Annotated in this window: 21 protein-coding genes; 8 read left to right on the forward strand and 13 right to left on the reverse strand. The window is 62.7% G+C overall.

Annotated features, from left to right (window positions below):
* Positions 1–205: 205 nt before the first annotated feature.
* Positions 206–3,709 (forward strand): transcription-repair coupling factor, encoded by a 3,504-nt coding sequence (gene mfd, locus VG99_RS10570; RefSeq protein WP_044501593.1) that lies wholly within the window; start codon positions 206–208, stop codon positions 3,707–3,709.
* Positions 3,710–3,719: 10 nt separating this feature from the next.
* On the opposite strand, the gene nagZ is transcribed toward mfd, so the two are convergent.
* The 3 genes from nagZ to VG99_RS10585 all read right to left on the reverse strand — a co-directional run bounded on the left by nagZ (position 3,720) and on the right by VG99_RS10585 (position 6,005).
* Entirely contained in the window at positions 3,720–4,706 is a 987-nt protein-coding gene (gene nagZ, locus VG99_RS10575) for a beta-N-acetylhexosaminidase (RefSeq protein WP_044501594.1), read from the reverse strand.
* A gap of 52 nt (positions 4,707–4,758) precedes the next feature.
* A complete protein-coding gene (locus VG99_RS10580; protein ID WP_044499828.1) occupies positions 4,759–5,241 on the reverse strand; it encodes a L,D-transpeptidase in 483 nt (160 codons plus the stop codon).
* A gap of 122 nt (positions 5,242–5,363) precedes the next feature.
* Complete coding sequence (locus VG99_RS10585; protein WP_044501595.1) at positions 5,364–6,005, reverse strand: TetR/AcrR family transcriptional regulator; 642 nt, start codon at positions 6,003–6,005, stop codon at positions 5,364–5,366.
* A gap of 168 nt (positions 6,006–6,173) precedes the next feature.
* Between VG99_RS10585 and lexA the strand changes: the two genes are divergently transcribed.
* Positions 6,174–6,785 carry a transcriptional repressor LexA gene (lexA, locus tag VG99_RS10590; protein ID WP_044499830.1) on the forward strand — a complete coding sequence of 204 codons (612 nt, stop codon included), beginning with the start codon at positions 6,174–6,176 and terminating at the stop codon, positions 6,783–6,785.
* 14 nt (positions 6,786–6,799) lie between these two features.
* Entirely contained in the window at positions 6,800–7,294 is a 495-nt protein-coding gene (gene sulA / locus VG99_RS10595; protein ID WP_052508778.1) for an SOS-induced cell division inhibitor SulA, read from the forward strand.
* 35 nt (positions 7,295–7,329) lie between these two features.
* Here sulA and VG99_RS10600 read toward each other — a convergent pair whose 3' ends face one another.
* The 7 genes from VG99_RS10600 to VG99_RS10630 all read right to left on the reverse strand — a co-directional run bounded on the left by VG99_RS10600 (position 7,330) and on the right by VG99_RS10630 (position 14,780).
* Positions 7,330–7,569, reverse strand: a complete 240-nt coding sequence (locus VG99_RS10600; protein ID WP_044499831.1) for a hypothetical protein — start codon at positions 7,567–7,569, stop codon at positions 7,330–7,332.
* 61 nt (positions 7,570–7,630) lie between these two features.
* Positions 7,631–8,134, reverse strand: a complete 504-nt coding sequence (locus VG99_RS10605) for a DUF6586 family protein (RefSeq protein WP_044499833.1) — start codon at positions 8,132–8,134, stop codon at positions 7,631–7,633.
* Between the two features lie 11 nt (positions 8,135–8,145).
* A complete protein-coding gene (gene topA, locus VG99_RS10610) occupies positions 8,146–10,761 on the reverse strand; it encodes a type I DNA topoisomerase (protein ID WP_044499834.1) in 2,616 nt (871 codons plus the stop codon).
* A gap of 98 nt (positions 10,762–10,859) precedes the next feature.
* Positions 10,860–11,078: a DUF1653 domain-containing protein gene (locus VG99_RS10615; RefSeq protein ID WP_044499835.1), complete on the reverse strand. Its 219-nt coding sequence runs from the start codon at positions 11,076–11,078 to the stop codon at positions 10,860–10,862.
* Positions 11,079–11,482: 404 nt separating this feature from the next.
* Positions 11,483–12,661, reverse strand: coding sequence for a vWA domain-containing protein (locus VG99_RS10620; RefSeq protein WP_044499837.1), 1,179 nt, complete (start codon positions 12,659–12,661; stop codon positions 11,483–11,485).
* Between the two features lie 75 nt (positions 12,662–12,736).
* Positions 12,737–13,582: an AAA family ATPase gene (locus VG99_RS10625; protein WP_044499838.1), complete on the reverse strand. Its 846-nt coding sequence runs from the start codon at positions 13,580–13,582 to the stop codon at positions 12,737–12,739.
* 121 nt (positions 13,583–13,703) lie between these two features.
* Entirely contained in the window at positions 13,704–14,780 is a 1,077-nt protein-coding gene (locus tag VG99_RS10630; RefSeq protein WP_044501597.1) for a DUF748 domain-containing protein, read from the reverse strand.
* A gap of 102 nt (positions 14,781–14,882) precedes the next feature.
* Here VG99_RS10630 and cysK point away from each other — a divergent pair, with 102 nt between their 5' ends.
* The 4 genes from cysK (at position 14,883) to VG99_RS10650 (ending at position 18,954) form a co-directional block, all read left to right on the forward strand.
* Entirely contained in the window at positions 14,883–15,857 is a 975-nt protein-coding gene (cysK, locus tag VG99_RS10635) for a cysteine synthase A (protein WP_044499839.1), read from the forward strand.
* A 115-nt stretch (positions 15,858–15,972) separates the two neighbouring features.
* Positions 15,973–17,712: a bifunctional isocitrate dehydrogenase kinase/phosphatase gene (aceK, locus tag VG99_RS10640; RefSeq protein ID WP_044499841.1), complete on the forward strand. Its 1,740-nt coding sequence runs from the start codon at positions 15,973–15,975 to the stop codon at positions 17,710–17,712.
* A 261-nt stretch (positions 17,713–17,973) separates the two neighbouring features.
* Positions 17,974–18,180, forward strand: coding sequence for a cold-shock protein (locus VG99_RS10645; protein ID WP_036989629.1), 207 nt, complete (start codon positions 17,974–17,976; stop codon positions 18,178–18,180).
* Positions 18,181–18,375: 195 nt separating this feature from the next.
* The gene (locus tag VG99_RS10650; RefSeq protein ID WP_044499842.1) at positions 18,376–18,954 is read left to right on the forward strand and encodes a TetR/AcrR family transcriptional regulator; all 579 of its coding nucleotides are present in this window, start codon (positions 18,376–18,378) and stop codon (positions 18,952–18,954) included.
* 2 nt (positions 18,955–18,956) lie between these two features.
* Here the strand turns inward: VG99_RS10650 and VG99_RS10655 are convergent, their stop codons facing one another.
* On the reverse strand, positions 18,957–19,322 hold the full coding sequence (locus VG99_RS10655) for an MFS transporter (RefSeq protein WP_158023913.1): 366 nt from the start codon (positions 19,320–19,322) through the stop codon (positions 18,957–18,959).
* 67 nt (positions 19,323–19,389) lie between these two features.
* Between VG99_RS10655 and VG99_RS10660 the strand changes: the two genes are divergently transcribed.
* Positions 19,390–21,405 carry a S9 family peptidase gene (locus tag VG99_RS10660; RefSeq protein WP_044499844.1) on the forward strand — a complete coding sequence of 672 codons (2,016 nt, stop codon included), beginning with the start codon at positions 19,390–19,392 and terminating at the stop codon, positions 21,403–21,405.
* A gap of 27 nt (positions 21,406–21,432) precedes the next feature.
* Here the strand turns inward: VG99_RS10660 and putP are convergent, their stop codons facing one another.
* The gene (gene putP, locus VG99_RS10665) at positions 21,433–22,896 is read right to left on the reverse strand and encodes a sodium/proline symporter PutP (RefSeq protein WP_158023914.1); all 1,464 of its coding nucleotides are present in this window, start codon (positions 22,894–22,896) and stop codon (positions 21,433–21,435) included.
* A 54-nt stretch (positions 22,897–22,950) separates the two neighbouring features.
* Positions 22,951–26,103, reverse strand: a complete 3,153-nt coding sequence (putA, locus tag VG99_RS10670; RefSeq protein ID WP_044501599.1) for a bifunctional proline dehydrogenase/L-glutamate gamma-semialdehyde dehydrogenase PutA — start codon at positions 26,101–26,103, stop codon at positions 22,951–22,953.
* Positions 26,104–26,110 lie beyond the last annotated feature (7 nt).

Raw genomic sequence — 26,110 nt, forward strand, 5'->3', positions numbered from 1 at the left:
GGGCCCTCCTGTCAAAGCTTGAACAAACTATGACTCCGACATCACGGTGGGACCAACCACCGCCAGAGGGGCCCGGCGTCACTCAATGCGGATGATATTCCTGTGCTGTAGGTTCGACAAGGGGACAAATACCAGCCGCAACCAGGCACAGATGCGCCCGGAAGGTTAAACTGTGGCTTTTGCGAAACAAGACAAGCCCACCAGCATGCCTGACACCTCATTACTGTTCACTGCCCCGCTTTCCAGTAACCTCGGCAACCGCCTGGCCTGGGGCAACCTGCCCGCCGCGGCGCGGGCATTGGCCATCGCCGAGGGCGCCGCCCGCCACCCAGGCCTGAGCCTGGTCATCACCCGGGATACCGCCATGGCGGATCGCCTGGAGCAGGAGCTGCGGTTCTTTGCGCCCAACCTGCCGGTGGCCAGTTTCCCCGACTGGGAAACCCTGCCCTACGATCGTTTCTCGCCGCACCAGGACATCATTTCCCAACGCCTGGAAACCCTCTACCGGTTGCCGCAGATGACCCGCGGCATCCTCGTGGTGCCGATGATCACCCTGCTCCACCGCCTACCGCCGCGCCCCTTTCTCGGCGGATCGGTCCTCATGCTGGAAGTCGGCCAGCGGCTGGACATCGAGCGCATGCGCCAGGACCTGGACGCCGCCGGTTACCGCTGTGTCGATACGGTCTATGAACACGGCGACTATGCGGTGCGCGGCGCCTTGCTCGACCTGTTCCCGATGGGCAGTCGCCTGCCCTACCGGATTGACCTGTTCGACGATGAAATCGAGACCCTGCGCACCTTCGATCCGGAAAGCCAGCGCTCCATCGACAAGGTCGAGCAGATCCACCTGCTGCCGGCCCGGGAATTCCCCCTCGACAAGAGCGCTCTGACCGGCTTCCGGGCGCGCTTTCGCGAGCGCTTCGAGATCGACCACCGTCGCTGTCCGATCTACCAGGACCTGAGTGGCGGCGTGGTTCCGCCGGGCATCGAATACTATCTGCCCTTGTTCTTCGAAGAGTTGGGCACCCTGTTCGACTATCTACCGGCCAATACATTACTGTTCAGCCTGCCCGGTATCGAAGACAGCGCCACGCAATTCTGGACCGATGTGCGGGTACGTTACGAGGAGCAGGCGATCGACCCCACCCGGCCGCTGCTGCCCCCCGCCGAGCTATCCCTGCCGATGGAAGAGTGCTTCGCGCTGATCAAGAACTACCCGCGCATTACCTGCCATGACGAGCCGCTGCCCGCGGCGGCCGGCGTCACCAATTTCGACTGCAGCGTGCCGCCGGAACTGCCCCTGGACAGCAAGCAGGAAAACCCGCTGCGCGAGCTGCAGCGCTTTCTCCATGACTTCAACGGCCGCTCACTGTTCGTCACCGAGACTGCCGGGCGCCGCGAGGCGCTGCTGGACCTGCTGGGCCGGATCAACATCAAGCCCACCCAGGTAGACAGCTGGCCGCAGTTCGCCACCAGCGATGTCGGCTGCGCCATCATGATCGCCCCGGTCGACCAGGGGTTGTTGAGCAACCAGCCCGCGGTTGCGCTGATCGCCGAGAGCCAGCTGTTCGGCCAGCGGGTGATGCAGCGCCGCCGCCGTGGCAAGGCCACGGACCTGGGCGATACCCTCATCCGCAACCTCACCGAACTGCGCGAAGGCGCGCCAGTGGTGCATATCGACCATGGCGTGGGCCGCTACCGCGGCCTGGTCAACCTCAGCGTCGAAGGTCAGGAGGCCGAATTCCTGAAGCTCGAATACGCGGACGAGGCGACGCTTTACGTGCCGGTCGCCAACCTGCACCTGATCGCCCGCTACACCGGCGCCGATGACGATACTGCGCCGCTGCATCGCCTCGGCTCCGAGCAATGGCAGAAGGCCCGGCGCAAGGCCGCGGAAAAGGTCCGCGACGTGGCGGCCGAACTGCTGGATGTCTATTCCCGCCGCGCCGCGCGCAAGGGCTTCAGCTTCAGCCAGCCGGAACAGGATTACCAAACGTTCGCTGACGCCTTCCCCTTCGAGGAGACCGCCGACCAGCAGGCGGCGATCGACGCGGTCATGCACGACATGACCAGCCCGCAACCGATGGATCGCCTGGTCTGCGGCGATGTCGGCTTCGGCAAGACCGAAGTGGCGATGCGCGCCGCGTTCCTGGCGGTGCATAGCGGCAAGCAGGTAGCTGTGCTGGTGCCCACTACCCTGCTCGCCCAGCAGCATTACAACAGCTTCAAGGACCGTTTCGCCGATTGGCCGGTACAGGTGGAAGTCATCTCCCGCTTCAAGTCCGCCAAGGAGGTCAAGGCCGCAGTGCAGGACCTGGCCGAGGGCAAGATCGACATCATGATCGGCACCCACAAGCTGCTCCAGGGCGATGTGCAGTTCAAGGACCTGGGGCTGGTGATCATCGACGAGGAGCACCGTTTCGGCGTGCGGCAGAAGGAACGCCTCAAGGCCCTGCGCAGCGAGGTGGACATTCTCAACCTCACCGCCACGCCAATACCGCGCACCCTGAACATGGCCATGACCGGCATGCGCGACCTGTCGATCATCGCCACGCCGCCGGCCCGCCGGCTGTCGGTCAAGACCTTCGTCATGCAGCAGCAGCCGGCCGTCATCAAGGAAGCCATCCTGCGCGAATTGCTGCGCGGGGGGCAGGTCTACTTCCTGCATAACGAGGTGGAGACCATCGAGAAGTGCGCCGCCGACCTGGCCGAGCTGGTGCCGGAGGCGCGTATCGGCATCAGTCACGGCCAGATGCCCGAGCGGGCGCTGGAACAGGTGATGCGCGACTTCTATCACCGACGCTTCAATATCCTGGTGACCTCGACCATCATCGAGACCGGCATCGACGTGCCCAGTGCCAACACCATCATCATCGAGCGCGCCGACAAGTTCGGTCTGGCCCAGTTGCATCAATTACGCGGTCGGGTCGGGCGTAGCCACCACCAGGCCTACGCCTATCTGCTGACACCCGCGGGACGCAAGCTTACCGGCGACGCCGAGAAACGCCTGGAGGCCATCGCCGCCGCGCAGGACCTGGGAGCAGGCTTTACCCTGGCGACCCATGACCTGGAAATCCGCGGCGCCGGTGAGTTGCTGGGTGAAGGCCAGAGCGGCCAGATACAGGCGGTGGGCTTCACTCTCTACATGGACATGCTGGAACGGGCGATCAAGGCAATCCAGCAGGGCAAGGAGCCGGAACTGGAGAACCCGCTCAGCGGCGGCCCGGATATCAACCTGCGCTTGCCCGCACTGATCCCCGACGATTACCTGCCGGACGTGCATGCCCGCCTGACCCTGTACAAGCGCATCGCCAACGCCAATAACGATGACGACCTGAAGGATCTGCAGGTGGAGATGATCGACCGCTTCGGCCTGCTGCCCGAACAGGTCAAGACCCTGTTCCGGGTCACCGCGCTCAAGTTGCGCTGCGCGCCGCTGGGCATCAGCAAGATCGATGTGGGCGCCGAGCACGGGCGGGTCGAGTTCACCGCCGATACCAGCGTCGATCCGCTGACCCTGATCCGGCTGATTCAGGACAATCCGCAGCGGTATCGCCTGGACGGCGGCAGTGTCTTCCGCTTCAGCGCCCCCATGGCCAACGCCACCCTGCGCTTGAATACGGTGGAAGCGCTGATTGACCGCCTACAGCAGGTGCCGGCGGCCCCGGCAGCTGCCAAGGGCAACGCCAAGGCCAAAGGCAAGCACTAGGCCGTGCCGCTCAGAGCAGGCCCGCGTCCCGCAGCAGGGCAACGGCCTGCCGCCAGTGCGGCTGGGCCTTGTAGTCGCTGCCGACGACCTGCCGGGCAAGCAGCTCCTGGGGCCGACTCGAGGGCTGCATGCCGCTACGCTGCGCGTGCACCAGCGCCTGCTCGGCGGCCGCCCGGTCGTTGCAGACCAACAGCATGTCGCAGCCTGACGCCAGGGCAGCATCCACCCGCTGCGCCATGCCCCCTACTGCATGGGCGCCGGCCATGGTCAGGTCGTCACTGAAGATCACCCCGCGAAAACCCAGCTCGGCCCGCAGGATGTCCTGCAGCCAGCGGCGGGAAAACCCCGCCGGCAATGCGTCCACCGCGGGATAGACCACGTGGGCCGGCATGATGCCGTCCAGCAGCGTTGCCAGCGCGGCGAAGGGCTGCAGGTCGGACTCACGGATTGCCGCCTCGCTGCGCTCATCCACCGGCAAGTCGAAATGCGAGTCCGCTTCCGCCCAGCCGTGCCCGGGAAAATGCTTGCCGGTAGCGGCCATGCCGGCCTCGTGCAGCCCCTTGATATAAGCCTGCCCAAGCTGGCTGACCTGTTGCGGGTCCGCGCCCAGGGAGCGATCGCCGATCACCTGGCTGCGGCCGTAATCGAGATCCAGCACCGGCGCAAAACTGATATCGATGCCGCAGGCAAGCATCTCGGTTGCCATCAACCAGGCCGCCGCTTCTGCCAGCAGTGCCGGCTCGGCATCCTGGCTGGCCGCGATACGGCCGAGGGCCGGCAGGCGCAATACCTCACGCCGCAGCCGCTGCACCCGCCCGCCTTCCTGGTCGATGGCAATCAGCATGTCTGCACGCACCGCTCGAATGCTGCGCACCAGCTCGCGCACCTGCGCCGGGGACTCGGTGTTGCGGGCAAACAGGATCATCCCGCCTACCTCCGGCTGCCGCAGCAAGTGACGGTCTTCAGGGGTCAGCCAGGTGCCGGCCAGGTCCAGCATCAGTGCGCCGTGTTTCAATGCAATGCTCCTTGGAGTCAGGGGTTATCAGAGATCAGTCGATGACGACCAGGCAACCGGCCGGCGTCATGTCGAACAGGGCCAGCATATCGGTGTTGCGCAGCCGGATGCAGCCATGGGACAGGGGCACGCCCATGGGCTGATCGTCGCCGGTGCCATGCAGGTAGATGTAGCGCCGCTGAGAGTCGCATTCTCCGCCACGGTTGAAGCCGGGCTCCTCACCGCAGAGCCAGAGGATCCGGGTCAGGATCCAGTCACGTTGGGGATGGTCTGCGGCAAGCGCCGGCGACCAGACTTCCCCGGTCGGGCGGCGGCCGATGAACACAGCGCCCAAGGGCTGCCCGGCACCGATGCGCGCGCGCACCCGGTGGCGCCCGCGGGGGGTACAGCCGCTGCCATTGCGCTCACCGGCACCGTTCTTTGCCGTGGATATCGAGAAACGACAGCGCTGCTGGCCGGCCGCAAAACCGGTCAGCAGCTGCTGTTCGATGGATATGTGGATCAGGTCCAGCTGCATGGTCACTCCCGCGGTTCAAGGAGCACACGATAGCGGATCACATCGCCGGAAGTAAGCCCCGCCCGGGCGCTGCAGCTACTCTGGGTGCGGACAGTCAACCCAGCCAAAGCGTGACGATGCGACTATTCGGATAAGGGTCCGGCACGCATGCCGGCCGCGAGGAACGGCACCATCTGCCGAAGCACTTCTTCAGTACCGGCCCGCTCGCCATATTCCGCCTCGGCGATGGCCTTGAGCGCCTTCATGCTCGACAGGGTGAACGCGGCGCTGCCCAGCATGAAATGCACGCGCCAGAACAGCATCTCCGGCGGCAACTCCGGGGCGCTGCGCAGCACCAGCCCCATGTAACGGCGGAACACCTTGCCGTACACCTCCCCCAGGTACTTACGCAGGTGCCCCTGGCTCTGACTGAAGGCCAGCCCCAGCAGTCGCATGAAGGTGGACAGGTCGTGGCCACTGCGCGGCTTGACCGCCAACACCAGGCGCACCAGCATCTCCAGCAGAGCCTCCAGGCTCAGATCGGGGTTGCCGGCCTGCTCGTTGCGATCGAGCTCCTGCTCCAGGCTATGCACGAAGGGATCCAGGAACCGGGTGAACACTGCCTGGATCAGGGATTTCTTCGAACCGAAATGGTAGTTGACCGCAGCCAGGTTGACGCCAGCCTTGCTGGTGATCAACCGCAGCGAAGTCTCTGCAAACCCCTTTTCGGCGAACAACTGCTCCGCGGCATCCAGAATGCGCTCGACTGTTTCAGACTGTGCCACGACCATCTCTCCGAATACATTTGTTTGAAACATACGTTTCAAACGAACCTGCTGTCAATCAGGACCTTTTACCATACCCCGCCGATACCGCAAACAGGTCAAACTCCTTGCCCTCGCAGAACAACTGTATATAATCCCAATGACTGTATAAAAAGACAGGTAATCGACATGATCAAACTGACGGCGCGGCAACAGGAGGTTCTGGCCTTCCTGAAAGAGTACATGGGCGCCAATGGCTATCCGCCCACCCGGGTGGAAATCGCCCGCCAGTTGGGCTTCCGCTCCCCGAACGCAGCGGAGGAGCATCTCAAGGCGCTGGCCCGCAAGGGTGCCATCGAGATGATTCCCGGCGCCTCCCGGGGCATCCGGCTGCCTGCCGACAGTGAACCGCTGAGCCGTGACGACGCCCTGCCCGTCATCGGCCAGGTCGCTGCCGGGGCGCCCATCCTGGCGGTGGAGAATATCGAGGATCATTGTCGTATCAGCCCCGATTTCTTCAGCCCCCGCGCCGACTATCTGTTGCGGGTGCGGGGCATGAGCATGAAGGACATCGGCATTCTCGATGGCGACCTGCTGGCGGTACATCGCACCAGCGAAGCAAGGAATGGTCAGGTTGTGGTGGCACGGCTGGACGATGAAGTGACCGTCAAGCGCTTCCACAAGCAGGGCCGCAAGGTGTCCCTGATTGCCGAGAACCCGGAGTTTGCCCCCATAGAGGTCGACCTGCGCGAGCAGGAGCTGATTATCGAAGGTTTGAGCGTCGGTGTGATACGCCACTGAGGGAGTACGCCACTATGCAGTATGCGCGAAACAAAGATTCAGTCGCCCAGTCAGACCTGTTCCACCAGGTGATGATGTCGTCCCGCCTGAAGGCCCGGGGCCTGACCAGTGCGGTACTGCCGGCCAGCGAGCCGGAGGATACCGGATTCAGCGAGATCTGCCTGAACGGCGCGCCGCGCCAGTGCCTGCAGTGGCTGGCCCCGGTGCTACGAGACTTGAGTCAGGCCAGTCGCCCCGGCTGGCTGACCCTCATCGATCCACCGCTGCCGGTCAGCCATAAATGGCTGCGGACGTCCGGCCTGGACCCACAGCGCATACTCATCATTCGTCCCAAGCATGGCATGGATACGCTGGAGCTCTGTTGCGAGATTCTGCGACTGGGTTACAGCCATACGGTAGTCAGCTGGCTGCCGCCCCGGGCCAGCACTCACCGCCGGCTGGAAGCCGCGGCACGCGCGGGATACTGCGCCAGTCTCAACGTACGCTTGGGTAGCGCGGGCCTGGCCTGACGGGGGAGCCCGGCCGGCTGCAGCCATGGGGGGGGTTAGTGCAGGACGCGGTGCTCATCGAGCTCGAGGTCGGGATCTTCTTCCATGATCTGGCCGGCCATCTGCATGCCGGTGTTGATCATCGCCTTGGCTACTTCCACGTAGTTGCCCTGCAAAAAATCCCTCGCCTCTTCGGAAAACTCGATGACCAGTAGCGGCCGGCCCTCTTCATCCGGGCGGCGCAACGCGACGGTGCCATCGGCAAGCTCTACAATTTCGAGAAAGGGGGAAGGCATGGTACGTCTCCTGTCAGTCAAGCCGCGCAGGGTAACACAGCCACACTGACCGGACCACAGCTCACCATTCCTGCATATCCTGGCGATAGCGATCGACCAGCGCGGCCAACGCGGCGAGCGCCGCGCCTGCCTCATCCAGCCCCCACTCCCCCGCCGGGACGGCCGTGCTGGCAATCAACTCGCCGGTAACCGGGCGTCCAGGCGCCACCGCCGGGGCGAACAACTGTTCCCAGGCCCGCAACAGACCAGCCAGCCAACTGCCCTCATCCTGCGCCAGCTGGGTCAGCTCACCCAGTTCCGGGCCCGGAAAACGCTCGGCCAATCCACCGTGGACGATCTCTTCCACACTCCGGGCATCCAGCAGCGGCCAGCGATAACGCTCGGCCACCTCATGGATCAGCGCCAGCACGGCGCGGTAGCCATGGAACAGCACATGTTCACGGTGATAGCGCACCTGGGTGGCCGCACCCAGATCGGCTGAACCTTCGACCGACTCCCAGGACGCCAGCGCCAGACGGGCGAACGACAACGCCTGATTGGTACGGGTATAGATTTCGTTCGCCATAACGCCTCCGCTCAGCGCTTGGGCTTGCGCCCGTCGTCGATCACCCAGTTCTTGCCGTCGTGAAACGCGCGCCAGCCGCTGGGCTTGCCTTCAACCTCGCTCTGTACGTACTGCTCCTTGCTCTTGCGGCTGTAGCGAACCACCGTCGGGTTGCCATCGGGGTCCGCGACTGGCGCCTCGAGCAGGAAGTGATACTTGGGATCGATTGCCTCCCGATGGGGCAGCAGCTCCTTCACCAGGGGCGCCCTTGTTTCCCGATTCTTCGGAAACTGGCTGGCGGCCAGGAACAGTCCCGATGCGCCATCACGCAGTACGTAGACGTCGTCGACTTTCTCGCAGCGCAGCTCCGGCATCAACACCGGATCCATTTTCGGCGGCGCCGCCTCGCCGCTCTTCAGCAGCTTGCGGGTGTTCTTGCAGGCACTGTTGGTACAGCCGAAGTACTTGCCGAAACGGCCGGTCTTGAGCTGCATTTCACTGCCGCACTTATCGCACTCAATCACCGGGCCGTCATAGCCCTTGATCTTGAACTGCCCCTCTTCCACCTCGAAGCCGCTGCAGTCCGGATTGTTGCCGCACACATGCAATTTGCGATGCTCATCGACCAGGTAGCTGTCCATGGCTGTGGCGCAGATCGGGCACCGGCGCTTGGCGCGCAGGATACGGGATTCGCCCTCCTCGTCGTCGGCAGCCACTTCGTTGCCGGGTACCAGGTTGACGGTCGCCTTGCAGCGCTCCTTCGGCGGCAGGGCATAGCCCGAGCAACCGAGAAACACGCCGGTGGAGGCGGTACGAATCATCATCGGCCGGCCGCACTCGACGCAGGGGATGTCGGTCGGGGTCGGCATATTGGCGCGCATCCCCTTGCCATCATCGGCAGAGCTGGCGGCCTTGAGCTTGAGACTGAAATCGGAGTAGAAATCGTCCAGCACCCGCTTCCATACCACCTCGCCCTGGGCCACGTCATCGAGGGATTCCTCCATGCGCGCGGTGAAGCCGTAATCCATCAGGTTGGGGAAGCTCTCGTTGAGCCGCTCGATGACAATGTCGCCCATCTTCTCGGCATAGAACCGGCGGTTGTTCAGGGTAACGTAGCCGCGCTCCTGGATGGTGGAGATGATCGAGGCATAGGTCGACGGCCGACCGATCCCGCGCTTCTCCAGCTCCTTGACCAGGCTCGCTTCGGAAAAACGCGCCGGCGGCTTGGTGAAGTGCTGCTTGGGATCGAGCTTGATCAGCTCGAGCTGGTTGTCCACCTGCATGTCGGGCAGCACTTCGTCCTCGCCGCCCTTGCCCAGCGGCGGCAACACCTTGGTGAAGCCGTCAAATTGCAGGATGCGGCCACGGGCACGCAGCTCGAAATCCCCTGCCTGCACGGTGATAGTGGTGGACAGGTACTTGGCCGGCGGCATCTGGCAGGCCACGAACTGGCGCCAGATCAGCTCGTACAGGCGCTCGGCGTCACGCTCCATGCCCTTGAGCTCGGTGGACTTGAGCTTCACATCGGAGGGCCGGATGGCCTCGTGCGCTTCCTGGGCGTTGGCCTTGCTGCCATAGACATTCGGTGTCTCGGGCAGGTACTGGGTACCGAAGCTCTTCTCTATATAGCCCCGCGCCATGCTAATCGCGTCGGCCGACAGGTTGGTCGAGTCGGTCCGCATATAGGTGATATAACCCGCTTCGTACAGCCGCTGGGCCATCATCATGGTCTTCTTCACGCTGAAGCCCAGGCGCGTACTGGCGGCCTGCTGCAACGTGGAGGTAATGAAGGGTGCGCCGGGCTTGGTGCTGGTGGGGCGCGCATCGCGCTTGACCACCTTGTAGGCGGCCCCCTGCAGCTGTGCCAGTGCCTGGTCGGTCTGCGCCTTGTTCAGCGGGCGGAAGGTCTCGCCATTTTCCTTGACCACTTCGAAGCGGACGGATTCGCTCTTGGGGGTATTCAGGTTGGCGTGAACTTCCCAGAACTCCTCGGGCACGAAGGCGCGGATTTCCCGCTCACGGTCGACGATCAGCTTGACCGCCACCGATTGCACCCGGCCGGCTGACAGGCCGCGGGCAATCTTCTGCCACAGCAGCGGCGACACCATGTAGCCGACCACGCGGTCGAGGAAGCGTCGCGCCTGCTGAGCATTGACCCGGTTCATGTCCAGCTCGCCCGGTTCGGAGAAGGCTTCCTGGATGGCTTTCTTGGTAATCTCGTTGAACACTACCCGGCGGTAGCGGCTCTCATCGCCGCCGATGGATTCGCGCAGGTGCCAGGCGATGGCTTCCCCTTCGCGGTCCAAGTCCGTTGCGAGGTAGATGGTATCAGCATCCTTGGCCAGTCGACGCAGTTCGTCGATGACCTTTTCCTTGCCCGGCAGGATCTCGTAATGCGCCTTCCACCCGTTCTCCGGGTCGACGCCCATACGGTTGACCAGCTGCATCCGGGCCTTGGTTTCCTTGTCCAGGTCCGATGCTGCCTTGCTGCGCGTAGCCTTGGGTTTGCTCTCGGTTTTGCTGCTGCCGCTGGTAGGAAGGTCGCGGATATGCCCGATACTCGACTTCACCACGAAGTCGTTGCCAAGATACTTGTTGATCGTCTTGGCCTTGGCCGGTGACTCCACAATGACCAGTGCTTTTCCCATGGGTAACAGTATTCCTCAATCAAATCAAAAGGCCGGCCCGAACGGGCGAGGCGCCAACGATGCCTGGCAAGGGCGCAGGCTGTCTGGAGGGCCAGAGCCTACACGTCTTCGCTGATAAAGGTAAAGCGTGGATATGTTTTGCCATCCACGACCACCTTTTCGATGAACATGCCCAGCGGTCGGACCCAGAGGTCGAATTCGCCATATAAGGTACGGTAGACCACCAACGGCTCTTCGGTCTCGGAATGCCGAGCAACTCCGATCACCTGGTAGTCCTTGCCTTTATAGTGGCGATAGCGGCCTGGTTTCAGATTCATACGTGAGTCTCGTTAAAAGGTTGCGCGGGAATGGTGTTGTTGCCAGGGCGGGCGTGGCCGCATTTGCCGGTCGGGCCAGGCAGACACGCAGCAAGTACGTCCATGTAGCTCGCGGTTGCCATCCCTGGCAACCGACGGTCTGCCTGACCCGACCGGCAAACGCGGCAGGATACTCCGCGCTGCTGAAGAAAAACCAGGTGTTCATTCAGGCAACGCTGCACTTTACCCGCAGTGCTGGTGACTGCCCTGTCCGGACCGTTTGGTGGCCAGGGAAGGCCACCAATGAGCGCCCATGGATGGCTTGAGCGCGTCCGGACAGGGCAGTCACCAGCGCAGCGTTGCACTTAGCTCACAACAATGCGACCGCCCATCATCTATAAGCACGACTCACAAGCCAAACCAGATCACTTGGCCAGGTAACGCATCCCCTGCTCCAGCCCTTCCAGCGTCAGCGGATACATCTGGTCTTCCATCAGATCCTGAATGATGCGGGTGGAGGTGGTGTACCCCCAGGCATCTTTCGGGTAGGGGTTGATCCAGATGGTCTTGGGGAACTTCTCCCGCAGGCGGGTGAGCCAGACGTGGCCGGCTTCTTCGTTCCAGTGCTCGACGCTGCCGCCCGGCTGGGTGATCTCGTAGGGTGCCATCGCCGCATCGCCGACGATTACCACCTTGTAATCGGAGCCGTATTTATGCAGCACATCCATGGTCGGGATGCGCTCCTGGGTGCGCCGCATGTTGTCTTTCCATACCGACTCATAGAGGCAGTTGTGGAAGTAGTAGTATTCCAGGTGCTTGAACTCGGTACGACAGGCTGAGAACAGCTCCTCACAGACCTTGATGTGTGAATCCATGGAGCCGCCGATATCGAACAGCAACAAGAGTTTCACCGCGTTGCGCCGTTCCGGGCGCATCTGGATGTTCAGCAGACCACCGTCACGGGCAGTGTGGTCGATGGTGCCGTCGATATCCAGCTCTTCCGCCGCACCGGTGCGGGCGAATTTGCGCAGGCGGCGCAGCGCCACTTTGATATTGCGCGTGCCCAGTTCGACCTGATCGTCGAGGTTCTTGTACTCGCGCTGCTCCCAGACCTTGGCCGCCCTGCCCTGGCGCTTGCCCGCATCACCGACACGGATACCCATGGGGTTGTAGCCGCCGGAGCCAAAGGGGCTGGTGCCGCCGGTGCCGATCCACTTGTTGCCGCCGGCGTGGCGCTCCTTCTGCTCCTCGAGACGCTTCTTGAACTCCTCGATCAGCTTGTCCAGGCCGCCCAGTGACTTGATCTGCTCGCGCTCCTCATCGGTGAGCAGGCGCTCGAACTCCTTACGCAGCCAGTCTTCGGGGATCAGGGCTTCGAGCAGCTCATTGAGATCCTGCAAGCCGTTGAAATAGGCGCTGAAGGCCCGGTCGAACTTGTCGAAATGGCGCTCGTCCTTGACCATTATCGTGCGCGCCAGGTAGTAGAATTCATCCATGTCGGCGAACACCACATGGTTCTTCAACGCATTGATGAGATCCAGCAGCTCACGCACCGATACCGGCACCTTGGCTGCACGCATCTCATTGAATAGATTGAGTAGCATCTATCGCCCCTCAGTGATACTCGGAACAACCCCCTCTCCCTTGACGGGAGAGGGCTGGGGAGAGGGTGAAAGCACTCAGCGGTTCTGTCGCCGCGTCATGAAGGCCAGCCGCTCAAGCAGTTGCACGTCCTGCTCGTTCTTCACCAGCGCGCCGTACAGCGGCGGGATGGCCTTGGTCGGGTCACGGTCACGCAATACCGCCTCGGGGATGTCGTCGGCCATGAGCAGTTTCAGCCAGTCGACCAGCTCGGAGGTAGAGGGCTTCTTCTTCAGGCCGGGCACCTTGCGCACGTCGAAGAAGATATCCATCGCCTCGCTGAGCAGTTCCTTCTTGATGTTCGGGTAGTGCACGTCAACGATGCGCTGCATGGTTTCCCTGTCAGGGAAGGCAATGTAGTGGAAGAAGCAGCGGCGCAGGAAGGCGTCGGGCAGTTCCTTCTCGTTGTTCGAGGTAATGATGATGATCGGGCGCTGCTTCGCCTTGATGGTCTCGTTGGTCTCGTAAACGAAGAACTCCATCTTGTCGAGTTCCTGCAGCAGGTCGTTGGGAAACTCGATGTCGGCCTTGTCGATCTCGTCGATCAGCAGGATGGCGCGCTCTTCGGATTCGAAGGCTTCCCACAACTTGCCCTTCTTGATGTAGTTGCGCACGTCGTGCACCTTGTCCACACCCAGCTGGGAGTCGCGCAGGCGACTGACCGCATCATATTCGTACAGGCCCTGATGCGCCTTGGTGGTGGATTTGATGTGCCAGGTGATCAGCTTGGCACCCAGGGATTCGGCCAGCTCCTCGGCGAGCATGGTCTTGCCGGTGCCCGGCTCGCCCTTGATTAGCAGGGGGCGCTCGAGGGTGATGGCGGCGTTAACGGCGAGTTTCAGGTCGTCGGTGGCGACGTATGATTGGGTACCTTCGAACTTCATGGGGAATTCCTTCGGATAAGCCCGGCCAGTGGGCATTCACGTTATTTTCTCAGCCCCGGACTATAGCCTGTGCCCCGAAGAGGTGTAAACGCACAGGCAGGATTCACTCAGTGAATGGCAGTTACTCCTCTTCTTCACCCAGCGCCTGTTCAAAGCGCGGCGTGAAGGCTTCGACAAAGGCGTTGCGCAGGATCTGGATAATGGCCTGGAACGCGCTGACCTCGGCATTGTCCAGACTGCCATCCAGTTCGATACGGGTGGCGAACTGGTCCTTGCGCTGGTTCTGCAACACCTCCTGCCCGCCGTGCACCACCGCCTCCCAGAGGCCGCGGAAAAAGCCCTTGTCTTCATCACGCAGATCCTGCTCCATGTCGAAGACGTCCACGTTGCGCAGCAGAGGTTTGATGTAGCCGGTGAGCTGGCGATCCTCGACGTCGATCTCCATGGTCAGGTCGCCTTCGCCGGCGCGGAAGTCGAACTTGCCATAGGCGCTGGCGAAGTCGTTGATGCGCGTCAGGTCGAGATTCAACATGCGTAACCGCAGATCCAGGTCGTCCACCCGCCCCAATGGGTCGAAGTGTGCAGAGGCTTCGAGCGGCGCGTGCCCGAGGAAGCTGGCGGTTCCTTCCATGCTTGCGCTGCGCTGGCCCTGGGCGTCAGGGGCGTTGGTGAGGTTGCGCACCGTCATCTGGATGGCGCTGGCACTGATATTGACCTGGGGGTCACTGGAGAAATTGCGGAAGTGCAAGGTGCCGTTATGCACGTTTACCTCGTTCAGCCGCACCGGGACCATGTCTTCCAGCTGAGCGCGCCAGTCGACACCCTCACCGGTCTGCTTCTCGGCCTCGGACTCGCCATCCACGAAGTTCAGTTCCGGCTCGTGCAGATCAACGACCCCGATCAGCACGCCCTCCTTCCACAGCGCCCGCATGCGCACCTTGATGTCCATGATCGGCAAGTCGACAAAGGGCACCTGCTGCGCCCCATCGGCCTTGGTAATGACCAGCTCCTTGATCCGGTAGGCACCATTCCACCAGGTCATGTCGACATCTTCTATATGACCGCGGTAATCGCCCATGTCGGCGAGCTTGTCATTGAGATATTCCCGCACCAGCCAGGGCAGTATCAGGTGCAGTATGATCAGCAGCAGGGCAAGCACCGCTGCTGTTACAAGGGAGATACGCAGGGTTTTGTTCATACGAGAGTTGACTTGCGTGATCATCGGTAGTTCCACCGATTGACGCCCGCTAATGCCCGGCATAGGCTGGTCCGGCCCGCCCCCATAACAAGGAGAGATCCCATGAGCCATGTTTTTGCAGACTACTCCCAATCCATCGGCAACACGCCGCTGGTACGGATCAACCGCCTCGCCCCCCATGGCGTGACTATCCTGGCCAAGGTCGAGGGGCGTAACCCTTCCCATTCGGTCAAGTGCCGGATCGGTGCCAACATGATCTGGGACGCCGAGTCCCGCGGGCTATTAAAGGAAGGCATGACCATTGTCGAGCCTACCTCCGGGAACACCGGCATCGGCCTTGCCTTCGTCGCGGCGGCCCGGGGCTATCGACTGATCCTGACCATGCCGGCGTCCATGAGCCTGGAACGACGCAAGGTGCTCAAGGCGCTGGGCGCCGAGCTGGTGCTGACCGAACCCGCCAAGGGCATGAAAGGCGCGATCGAAAAGGCCACCGAAATCACCCAGGCTGCGCCGGATACGCATATCCTGCTACAACAGTTCGAGAACCCCGCCAACCCGGCAATTCACGAGAAGACCACCGGGCCGGAAATCTGGCGCGACACCGAAGGTGGCATCGACGTGCTGGTATCGGGTGTGGGCACGGGCGGAACCTTGACCGGGGTTGCCCGGCACATCAAGCAGACCTGCGGCAAGGCCATTACCGTGGTGGCGGTGGAGCCGGTCAGCTCGCCGGTTATTACCCAGGCCATGGCCGGGGAAGAGATCAAGCCCTCCCCCCACAAGATCCAGGGCATCGGTGCCGGCTTCATTCCGGGCAACCTGGACCTGAGCCTGGTTGACCGGGTGGAGCTCACCACGGATGACGAGGCACGGGACATGGCGCTGCGGATCATGCGCGAGGAAGGTATTCTCTGCGGCATCTCCTCCGGCGCGGCGATGGCGGCCGCGGTACGCATTGCCGAGGAACCGCAGATGCAGAATCGCACCATAGTGGTGGTGCTGCCGGACTCCGGTGAGCGCTACCTGTCGACCATGTTGTTTGCCGACCTGTTCACCGATCAGGAACTCATGCCCTGATCGCGCGGCACCGGTACCGGCGCATCCGCCGGTACCAAATCCATCCCAGCTCTTCCGCCGACTCTACTGACTGGCTATTCTGGGCCCCTCAAGGATTTGTCATACAGGGTTCCCCATGTCCGATACCGCCGCGCATATTGCCCAACGCCTGCTGGATGCCTTCGATGATTATCGAGCGACCTTCCAGGAGCTGACCCTGGGCGCCCGCGCCCGGTTCGAGAACGCCCAATGGACGGAAATACAGGAAACGTCCACCGCGCGGATCAACCTCTACGATGAGCGTGTGTTCGAGACGCGGGATCGGCTCTCCGCCGACCCGGCATGCCGCGACATCCTCGATGCGGATCGCTGGCCGGCCATCAAGCAGGCCTACATAGCACTGATCGAAGACCGCTTCGACGATGACCTGGCGGAAACCTGGTTCAACTCGGTGTTCTTCAAGATGCACCGGCATGACCAGATCAGTGATCGCACCATGTTCGTCCACACTACCCGCCCACCGGTGCGCAAACCTTCCCGGGTGCCCCTGACCCGCGGCTTCATCTCCGGCGGGTGCCTGACCAGCCTCGCCCGGCAGATCCTCGACCAGTACACCTTCGATGTGCCCTGGGCGGATTTCGACCGGGATTGCCAGCTGATCGTCCGCTGCCTGCGGCAGGGCCTGCCGGACTGGGCGCAGCTGGATCATGGCCTGACCGTGGAGCTGATCCAGCCGGTGTTCTACCGCAACAAGGGCGCCTACCTGGTCGGTCGGGTGTTGAGCCAGGGGGAACATTGGCCCTTCGTGCTGCCCCTGGTGCACCGTGAACCCGAGGGCGTGAGCGTCGATACGGTGATCACCGACGAGTCCGAGGTCTCGATCATCTTCTCCTTCACCCGTTCCTATTTCATGGTGGACGTCGCGGTGCCGGTGGAGATGATCGGCTTTCTCCAGCGCCTGCTGCCCGGCAAGCAGGTCGCCGAGCTCTACACCGCCCTGGGTTTCTACAAGCAGGGCAAATCGGAGTTCTACCGTGCGCTGATCGATTACATGGCGCGCAACCCCGAGGACAGATTCATCATGGCCCCCGGGGTACGCGGCATGGTCATGACGGTATTCACCCTCCCCGGTTTCAATACGGTGTTCAAGATCATCAAGGACAGGTTCGCCCCGTCCAAGAACATCAGCCGGGCCACTGTCATCGAGAAATACCGGTTGGTGAAGCGGCACGACCGGGTCGGGCGCATGGCCGATACCCAGGACTTTGCCGACTTCCGCTTTGCCCGCACCAGCTTCGAGCCGGAATGCCTGCAGGAGCTGCTGGAGGTCGCTCCATCGACGGTGATCGACCAGGGCGAGACCATACTGATCCGCCAGTGCTGGACCGAGCGGCGCATGACCCCGCTGAACATCTACCTGGAGCACGCCAGCGAAGCCCAGATCCGCGAAGCGCTGATCGATTACGGCCAGGCCATCAAGGAGCTGGCAGCGGCCAATATCTTTCCCGGCGACATGCTGCTGAAGAATTTCGGCGTGACCCGCCACGGCCGCGTGGTGTTCTATGACTATGACGAGATCAGCTACCTGACCGAGGTCAACTTCAGGCATATACCCGAGCCGCTGTACCCCGAGCAGGAACTGTCTTCGGAACCCTGGTACTCGGTTGGCCCCCATGACGTGTTCCCCGAAGAGTTTCCGGTCTTCCTGTTTGCCGACATACGGCAGCGTCGGCTGTTCAGCCAGCTGCATGGTGAGCTGTTCGATGCCGACTTCTGGAAGGGCCTGCAGCAGCAGATATTGGCGGGCAAGGTGATCGATGTGTACCCCTACCATCGCCTGCAGGACAGGGCTGACGGGGGTTGCGAGGCCACATGAAAATTATCCGACGAAAGGCGTGCTATTTCCGCAAACTGACGTATACTGAATTTCGTTCGTTTGTATCGGCGAACTCTTCCAAGCAATTATCTTGACTTGGTTCAGTTTCCCGTGCAAAGTGAGCGCGTAGGTTTTCAAGAGATAGAGTAGTAGGCTGCAAGCGCACTTTTAGTACGTAAGTTTGTCATTCTCGCAATCTTTGATTCCCACGCTTTAATTGAGCTTTGCTCAAGTATTTCAATTTGATAGGAATTATCCGAAATGGCAACTGGTACAGTTAAGTGGTTCAACGACACTAAAGGCTTCGGCTTCATTACTCCGGACGGCGGTGGTGACGATCTGTTCGCCCACTTCTCCGAGATCAAAGTTCAGGGCTTCAAATCCTTGGCCGAGAACCAGAAGGTGTCTTTCGACATCACTACTGGTCCTAAGGGCAAGCAAGCTGCGAACATTCAGATCATCGGCTAATCCCGAATCTGAATAGAAAAACCCGGCCTCGGCCGGGTTTTTTATTGCCTGCCGCCCCCCCGCATCGCCCTGCCACCGGGCAAAAATAGCTCGCCTGCACCGCCCCGACATCGTACCCTATGCCCATTCGAGGGCAGCAGTGGACCATCCTGCTCGCAACCTCCTTCCAGACGTCCAGAAAAAGGGGTTCTCGCAGTGGACAGCACCAATCACAAACCGACCGACTCTCTTCACTTGAGCCTGTTCCGCGCTGCGGAGGCCATTGTCAGTGAGCTGGGTGCTTCCCAGCTGACATTCGCCACCCTGAGCGAGCGCACCGGTGTTGACGAGTCCACCCTCAGCACGCTGTTTCCCGATCGCGAAGCACTGCTGGCGGCCATGATCGAGCACCGGCTGGAGCGCTTCCGCGTGCGCTGGGGCGCCTATGAAAGCGTATTGCCCGACGAACCCATGCGGGAATTGAAAGCCCTGCTGCTGAGTAACATGAGCGAGTCCACCGAGGAGAAGAACCTCGACTCGGCGATCTTTGCCGCCGCTGCCAGCAACCCGGCGCTGCTGCAAACCACCTCGGATGACATTCAGGGGCTATTCGACATCCTGGCCAAGTCACCCCTGGGGCTGGCCCAGGCGGCCGTGCTGTTCTTCTCCGTGCGGGGCTACCGGCTGTTCGAACAGATCGGCATCTGCCCGATGACCGACAGCCAGCGCACCGAATTCCAGGAGCAGATCATGCGCCTGGCACGCATCATGTACGAGCAGAACAGCGAAGACTGAGCCTAGCGGGCGGGGTGGCTGCGGCCGCTCCGCCAATGGCGCCAGACCACCCGCAGGCAGACCAAGCCGATATAGGCCAGCGTCGCCACCAATAGCCCCAGCGCGAGATCACCCAGCAGCTTCGGCGCATGCTCGCCGCTGCCCAACAGCACATCCAGCAGCCAGCCGATGGCCGCAGGCGCCAATCCCGGTTCCAGCGGATCGACCTGCGAGGGCGTGAACAGAATCACCGCCATCAGCAGCCACAGCGGCTCGCGCACGAACCACCACCCTATCCACCGGGTCATCTGCGTCCAGACCAGCCAACCGCAGGCTGCAGCGGCGAGATAAATCATCCACACTGTCTGGTATTCCGACTCGTTGAACATGCTGACTGACCGATTGTCGATAAACGAGCGACTATAATAGCTTTTTTGCCCCTGGAGTCCTACAACCATGCCGTTATCAACTCGCCGTGATGCGACGCCTGATCCCTATGCCTGGCTGGAACAGCGCGACCTCGACGAAGTGATCACTCATCTGCATGCGGAGAACAGCCATACCGAGCAGTGGCTGAGCACCCATAACGATCAACGGAACCAGCTGTTCGAGGAAATCCGCGGGCGTATTCGCGAAACCGACCTGTCCCTGCCCGCCGTGTGGGGGCCCTGGCTGTATTACCAACGCACCGAAGCGGGTGCCGAGTACCCCCGCTACTTCCGTTGCCCACGGCCCGCAGACGGCAGTCTGCAGACCGATCCCAACCGGGAAGAACTGCTGCTGGACCTGAACGAGCTGGCCGGCAATGATTTTCTCCAGCTGGGGGATTTTGCCATCAGCCCGGATCACCACTGGCTTGCCTACAGCCTTGACCGCCAGGGTGATGAGACCTACTGCCTGTATCTCAAGCACCTGGACAGCGGCAACATCAGCGAACTGCCCCTGGATGACGCCGATGGCAGCCTGGTCTGGGCCAATGATAGCGTTACCCTGTTCGCCATCAGCATGGACGAGGCCTCCCGCCCATCGACCCTCTGGCGCCTGCAGCTCGGTACGCCGGCGGTACGGGTCTACCATGAAGCCGACCAGCGGTTCTACCTGCACGCCTATCGCAGCAGTTCCGAGCAGTGGCTGATCCTCGCCAGTGACAGCAAGAACACCAGCGAGGTGCGGGTGGTCTCCGCCGATCAGCCGGCCGGGGACTGGCAACTGCTCAGCCGCCGGGTGGCCGGCCATGAATATCACGTGGATCATGGCCCCCAGGGTCTGCTGATCCGCAGCAATGACCGTGGCGAGAATTTTGCCCTCTACCGCACCGACCCACAGCACCCGCTGCGGCGTAACTGGGAGCTGCTGGTAGAGGTGGACCCGCAGCGGACCCTGGAGGACTTCAGCGTCCAGCAACATGGCTTGCTGCTGCATTACCGCGACGGCGGCCTGACCCACCTTGAAGTGCGCCCTGCCAACGGTGCCCATTATCAGGTCAGCATGCCGGATGCGGTCTATAGCCTGCATGTCCAGGGCGGTGAGGAATATGCCAGCGAGCATATACGGCTACGCTATGAATCGCTGAACCGCCCCGCGCAGGTACGTGCCCTGCACCTGCCCAGCGGCGCGCAGAGCGTTCTCAAGGAAACACCGGTGGAGGGCCATTTCAAGGCAGAGGACTACAGCGTGCGCCGGGAATGGGCCACCGCGCCGGACGGCACCCGGGTGCCGATCAGCCTGGTTGGCCGCGCGGCAAGCCTTGCTGCCCCGGCCCCACTCTACCTGTATGGCTACGGCGCCTACGGTGCCAGCATGGACCCCTGGTTCTCCCATGCCCGCCTGTCGCTGCTGGACCGCGGCTGGGTCTTTGCCATTGCCCACGTACGCGGCGGCGCCGATATGGGCGAAGCCTGGTACCAGCAAGGCAAGCTGGAGCACAAGACCAATACCTTCAACGACTTCATCGCCTGCGCCGAGCACCTGATTGCCGCTGGCTACACCGACAGCAGCAAGCTGGTGATCGCCGGTGGCAGCGCCGGCGGACTGTTGATTGGCAACGTCATCAACCAGCGCCCCGAGCTGTTTGCCGCCGCAGTGGCCGATGTGCCCTTTGTCGATGTCTGGAACACCATGAACAACCCGGCGTTGCCCTTGACCATCGGCGAATACGAGGAATGGGGTGACCCGAATGATCCGGTGGTGGCCGAGCGCATCCGCGCCTATGCGCCCTATGAGCAGGTCCGCGAGCAGGCTTACCCGGCGCTGTTTGTGACGGCCGGCTACCACGACATGCGGGTGCAGTACTGGGAGGCGGCCAAGTGGGTCGCCAAGCTGCGGCACTGCAAGACCGATGATCGACCCTTGCTGCTGCGCACCCAGATGAGTGCCGGGCACGGCGGCGCCAGCGGGCGCTACCAGTCGATGAAGGAGCTGGCCGAAGAGTACAGCTTTCTGCTGGCTATCATCGAAGGCAGTCAAGCCTGACTGCCTTCGCTAGCGGGCGCTAGCCCGTCAGGAGCGTCCGCCGACCTGATCGAACAGCTCGCCCACACTCCGGGCCGGTGCCGGCGTCACCAGTGAAACCACAACGATGGCGACAGTGGCCAGGATGAAACCGGGGATGATTTCATACAGGCCGCTGCTGTCGATCTGTTTCCATATCACCACCGTCAAGCCACCGACGATGATGCCGGCCAGGGCGCCCGCGCCGTTCATCCGCCGCCAGAACAGCGACAGCAGGATGGCCGGACCGAAGGCGGCGCCGAACCCGGCCCAGGCGTAGGACACCAGGCCCAGTACGGTGCTGTCGGGATTGAACGCCAGGGCCAGCGCAATGGCGGCAATCAGCACCACCGCAAAACGCCCGACCCAGACCAACTCGTTCTGCGATGCTGCGCGGCGGAACAGCGCCTTGTAGAAGTCTTCCGCCAACGCCGAGGATGACACCAGCAGCTGGGAGTCGGCAGTCGACATGATGGCCGCCAGCACCGCCGCCAGCAGCAGGCCGGCCACCACGGGATGCATCACCGCCTGGGTCAACGCCAGGAAGACGGTTTCGGCATCGGCCAGACCTTCATTACCGAAGTAGCTGATCCCGACCCAGCCGGTGGCCAGTGCCGCCACCAGACACAGGCCCGACCAGAGCACTGCGATGCGCCGTGCGGTCGGCAGGTCATCCTCGCTTTTGATCGCCTTGAAACGCGCCAGAATATGCGGCTGGCCGAAATAGCCCAAGCCCCAGCCCAGCAGCGAGATGATCGCGATGAAGCCCAGGGGGCTGCCCTCGGCATCGGTGAAGGGGTCCAGCAAGGCCGGGTTCTGCGCCTCCACCACCGCCAGGGTTTCACCCAGCCCGCCCACGCTGCTCAGGGCCATCACGGGGACCGCCACCAGCGCCGCTGCCATCAGCAGTCCCTGGATCACGTCGGTCCAGGCTACTGCCAGGAAGCCACCGAAAAAGGTATAGGAAATGATCGTCAGCACGCCGATGACCACCGCGACCTCGTAACTGAAGCCGAAGGAGCTCTCGAACAGCTTGCCCGCTGCCACCAACCCCGAACTGGTGTAGAACAGGAAGAACAGCAGGATGAAGATCGCCGAGATGATCCGCAGCAACCGGGTCTTGTCCTCGAAACGGTTTTCGAAATAGGCTGGCAGCGTCACGGAATCACCCGCCGCATGGGAGTAGATCCGCAGGCGGCGGGCCACCAGCAGCCAGTTCAACCAGGTACCCGCCAGCAGCCCGATGGCGATCCAACTCGCCTCATAACCGGCCACCATCGCGTAGCCGGGCAGACCCAGCAGCAGCCAGCCGCTCATGTCCGAGGCGCCTGCGGACAACGCTGCCGTACCGGGGCCGATACTGCGACCGCCAAGAATGTAGTCGGACAGGTTGCTGGTCCGCCGATAGGCGATGAAGCCGATCGCCAGCATCACCGCTATATACACCACGAAGGTGGCGGTCAGGATAGTCATGTTCCCGGTCATTTCTGTTTCCCTTTTTCAGTCTGGCGAATCAACTCCGGTGCCTCATGGCTCGCCATTGCCTAATGACAGCAGGCTGGCATTGCCCCCTACTGCCGTTGTGTTGATGGTGCGGGTACGCTCGGTGGCCAGGCGCAGCAGATAATGCGGCCCGCCCGCTTTGGGCCCGGTGCCCGATAGGCCCTGCCCCCCGAACGGCTGGACCCCGACGACCGCGCCGATCTGGTTGCGGTTGATGTAGACGTTGCCGATCCGCACCCGCTGATCGATATAGGCCGCGGTCTGCTCGTTGCGGGTATGAATACCCAGGGTCAGCCCGAAGCCGGAGCGGTTGAGTTGCGCGATGATATTATCCAGCTCGCCGCTACGCCAGGTAATTACATGGAGAATCGGGCCGAAGTGCTCGCGTTCGAGTTGATCCAGCCGCTCCAGCCGGAACGCTGATGGTGCGATGAAGTGGCCCCGCAGGTCAGTTGGTACGCCCGCCTGGGCAATCAAGCGTCCCTGCGCGGTGAGCCGGTCGATATGCTCCTGCAGCGCCTGCCGCGCTTCGGCATCGATTACCGGCCCCAGGTCCACGTCACGCCGTGAAGGATCGCCCACCCGTAGCTCGGCCATGGCGCCGCTGAGTAGCTCGATCACCTTGTCGGCAATCTCTTCCTGCAGAAACAGCACGCGCAGGGCCGAGCAACGCTGCCCGGCACTGGTAAACGCGGAATGCAGCACATCCCGGATCACCTGCTCGGGCAAGGCGGTCGAGTCGACAATCATCGCATTCTGCCCACCGGTCTCGGCAACCAGGGTGGCGATCGGCCCGGCGCGCTCGGCCAGCGCGCGGTTGATACGCTGCGCCGTGGCCATGGATCCGGTAAAGACCACCCCGGCGATACGCGGATCGGCGACGATCACACTACCGACCTGTTCGCCGTCACCGGGCAACAACGCCAGCACCTGGGGCGGCAGACCCGCCCCCAGCAACAGCTCAACGCAGCGCACAGCCAGCAGGCAGGTCTGCTCCGCCGGCTTGGCGACGACGGTGTTGCCGGCGAGCAGCGCTGCGGTCACCTGGCCGATGAATATCGCCACCGGGAAATTCCACGGACTGATGCATGCCATCACGCCCCGCCCCTGCAGGTACAGCTCGTTGCTTTCGCCGGTTGGGCCGGGCAGGTCCACCACGGCGAAATCCTGCCGCGCCCGGTGGGCGTAGTAACGACAGAAGTCCACCGCCTCGCGCACCTCGTCCAACCCGTCCTGCAAGCTCTTGCCCGCTTCCAGGCTGCACAGTGCCATGAGTTCGGCCAGGTGCTCCTCCAGCAGGTCGGCAAAGCGCTCCACGATCTGCGCCCGCTCCGCTACCGGGCGCGCATTCCATTCCGGGAAGGCCGATACCAAGTCACTAATGGCCGCACCCACCTGCGGGCAGGTTGCCCAGTTCACCTCCCCGATCTGGTGCGGCAGATTCCACGGGCAGCATACCGCCCGGCCAATGCCGACCAGCCGCCGCCCGTTGACGATTGGCCCGCCGCGCCACTGTCTGGACCTCCATTGGGCCAGTTCCTGCGCCAACGGCTGCCAGTGGCTGCGAATAGCCAGATTGACGCCCCGCGCATTGCGGCGGCGCGGGTAGATATCCCGCGGCAGTGGAATCTTCGGATTGGCCAGGGTGGCATAGCCGCTCAGCCGCTGCAGGGGGTGTTCAATCAACGAATCCACCGGCACCCGGGCATCCACCAGCTTGTGGACGAAGGAGGAGTTAGCTCCGTTTTCCAGCAGGCGCCGCACCAGGTAAGGCAACAGGTCCCGGTGCGCACCAACCGGTGCGTAGATCCGTACCGGGCACTGGTGGATACCCATTAGCGTGTCATATAGCGCTTCGCCCATGCCGTGCAAGCGCTGGAATTCAAATTCACGGTCAGCCGCCATGGCCAGGATGCTGGTCACCGTGTGGGCATTATGGGTGGCGAACTGCGGGTAGATCAGGCCGCGGGTATGCGGGCCCAGCAGATAGCGGGCACAGGCGAGGTAAGACACATCCGTGGCCTCCTTGCGGGTAAATACCGGGTAGCCCTCCAGCCCGGCCTGCTGGCTCGCTTTGATCTCGCTGTCCCAGTAGGCGCCCTTGACCAGCCGCACCGGTATGCAACTGCCCTGCTCCCGTGCCAGCAGGGTCAACCAGCACAGCACCGGCAGCGCCCGTTTGGAATAGGCCTGCACGACCATACCGAAGTCCTGCCAGCCGGTCAGTTCCGGATGGCGATAGGCCTGGGCGAAGACTTGCAGCGACAGCTCCAGGCGGTCGGCCTCCTCCGCGTCCAGGGTAACCCCGACACCACCGGCGCGGGCCTGCCGTAGCAGTGTCAGCAGGCTGGCTCCCAGCTCCTCCAGCACCTGCTGCTCGTGCCCGGCCTCGTAGCGCGGATGCAGTGCCGACAGCTTTATCGAGATGGTGGGTCGCGGCGCGTTTCCCGTATAGCTGTCCGCCGCCAACGCCGCGATGGCCTGCTGGTAGTCGGCCAGGTATCGGGCCGCATCGGCGCGGGTCAACGCCGCCTCGCCCAGCATATCGAAGGAATAGCTGTAGCCCTTGTCCCGCTGGCGACGGGCATTTCGTAATGCCTCATCGATGTTGCGGCCAAGCACGAATTGCCGGCCCATGATCTTCATTGCCTGCAGCAGCGCCGCGCGGATGACCGGCTCGCCACTGCGCCGGATGAGATGGCGTAAAACGGTGCCCGGGGTGTCCGCCGCCGACGTTTCCAAAGTCATCACCCGACCAGTCAACGCCAGCCCCCAGGCCGCGGCCTTGACCAGGGCATGCTCGCTCTGGCCCAGGTGCCGGTCCCATTGGGCGGCATTGAGCTTGTCACGGATCAGCGCGTCTGCGGTGGCCGCATCAGGCACCCGCAGCAGCGCCTCGGCAAGGCACATCAACATCACACCTTCGCGGGCTTCCAGGCTGTACTGCTGCAGCAGCGCATCCAGGCTATCAACGGCGTTGTCGGCGCCGCGTACCGCCTCGACCAGTTGCCGCGCCCACTCGCGCACGGCGAGCCTATCCTCGGGTTCGGCCAGCACCATGAGTTGCTGCAGGCAAGCCGCCTCGTCCACCGCATAGTGGTCGCTGACGATGGCAAGGTAGTCGTCGGCCTTGCTGCCAAGGAAGTCACCATCAAGCACACTGTCTGCCCTGAACATGGAATCG

This window comes from Pseudomonas saudimassiliensis, assembly GCF_000939975.1.
GTDB classification, from domain to species: domain Bacteria; phylum Pseudomonadota; class Gammaproteobacteria; order Pseudomonadales; family Pseudomonadaceae; genus Halopseudomonas; species Halopseudomonas saudimassiliensis.

Coding starts and splice junctions, on each gene's coding strand:
- cysK (WP_044499839.1), top strand. CDS start 14,883: ATGAGCCATGTTTTTGCAGACTACTCCCAATCCATCGGCAACACGCCG.
- VG99_RS10660 (WP_044499844.1), top strand. CDS start 19,390: ATGCCGTTATCAACTCGCCGTGATGCGACGCCTGATCCCTATGCCTGG.
- lexA (WP_044499830.1), top strand. CDS start 6,174: ATGATCAAACTGACGGCGCGGCAACAGGAGGTTCTGGCCTTCCTGAAA.
- VG99_RS10605 (WP_044499833.1), bottom strand. CDS start 8,134: ATGGCGAACGAAATCTATACCCGTACCAATCAGGCGTTGTCGTTCGCC.
- VG99_RS10580 (WP_044499828.1), bottom strand. CDS start 5,241: ATGCAGCTGGACCTGATCCACATATCCATCGAACAGCAGCTGCTGACC.
- putP (WP_158023914.1), bottom strand. CDS start 22,896: ATGACTATCCTGACCGCCACCTTCGTGGTGTATATAGCGGTGATGCTG.
- mfd (WP_044501593.1), top strand. CDS start 206: ATGCCTGACACCTCATTACTGTTCACTGCCCCGCTTTCCAGTAACCTC.
- topA (WP_044499834.1), bottom strand. CDS start 10,761: ATGGGAAAAGCACTGGTCATTGTGGAGTCACCGGCCAAGGCCAAGACG.
- VG99_RS10620 (WP_044499837.1), bottom strand. CDS start 12,661: ATGCTACTCAATCTATTCAATGAGATGCGTGCAGCCAAGGTGCCGGTA.
- putA (WP_044501599.1), bottom strand. CDS start 26,103: ATGTTCAGGGCAGACAGTGTGCTTGATGGTGACTTCCTTGGCAGCAAG.
- VG99_RS10630 (WP_044501597.1), bottom strand. CDS start 14,780: ATGAACAAAACCCTGCGTATCTCCCTTGTAACAGCAGCGGTGCTTGCC.
- aceK (WP_044499841.1), top strand. CDS start 15,973: ATGTCCGATACCGCCGCGCATATTGCCCAACGCCTGCTGGATGCCTTC.
- VG99_RS10645 (WP_036989629.1), top strand. CDS start 17,974: ATGGCAACTGGTACAGTTAAGTGGTTCAACGACACTAAAGGCTTCGGC.
- nagZ (WP_044501594.1), bottom strand. CDS start 4,706: ATGCTGGACCTGGCCGGCACCTGGCTGACCCCTGAAGACCGTCACTTG.
- VG99_RS10655 (WP_158023913.1), bottom strand. CDS start 19,322: ATGTTCAACGAGTCGGAATACCAGACAGTGTGGATGATTTATCTCGCC.
- VG99_RS10615 (WP_044499835.1), bottom strand. CDS start 11,078: ATGAATCTGAAACCAGGCCGCTATCGCCACTATAAAGGCAAGGACTAC.
- VG99_RS10600 (WP_044499831.1), bottom strand. CDS start 7,569: ATGCCTTCCCCCTTTCTCGAAATTGTAGAGCTTGCCGATGGCACCGTC.
- sulA (WP_052508778.1), top strand. CDS start 6,800: ATGCAGTATGCGCGAAACAAAGATTCAGTCGCCCAGTCAGACCTGTTC.
- VG99_RS10625 (WP_044499838.1), bottom strand. CDS start 13,582: ATGAAGTTCGAAGGTACCCAATCATACGTCGCCACCGACGACCTGAAA.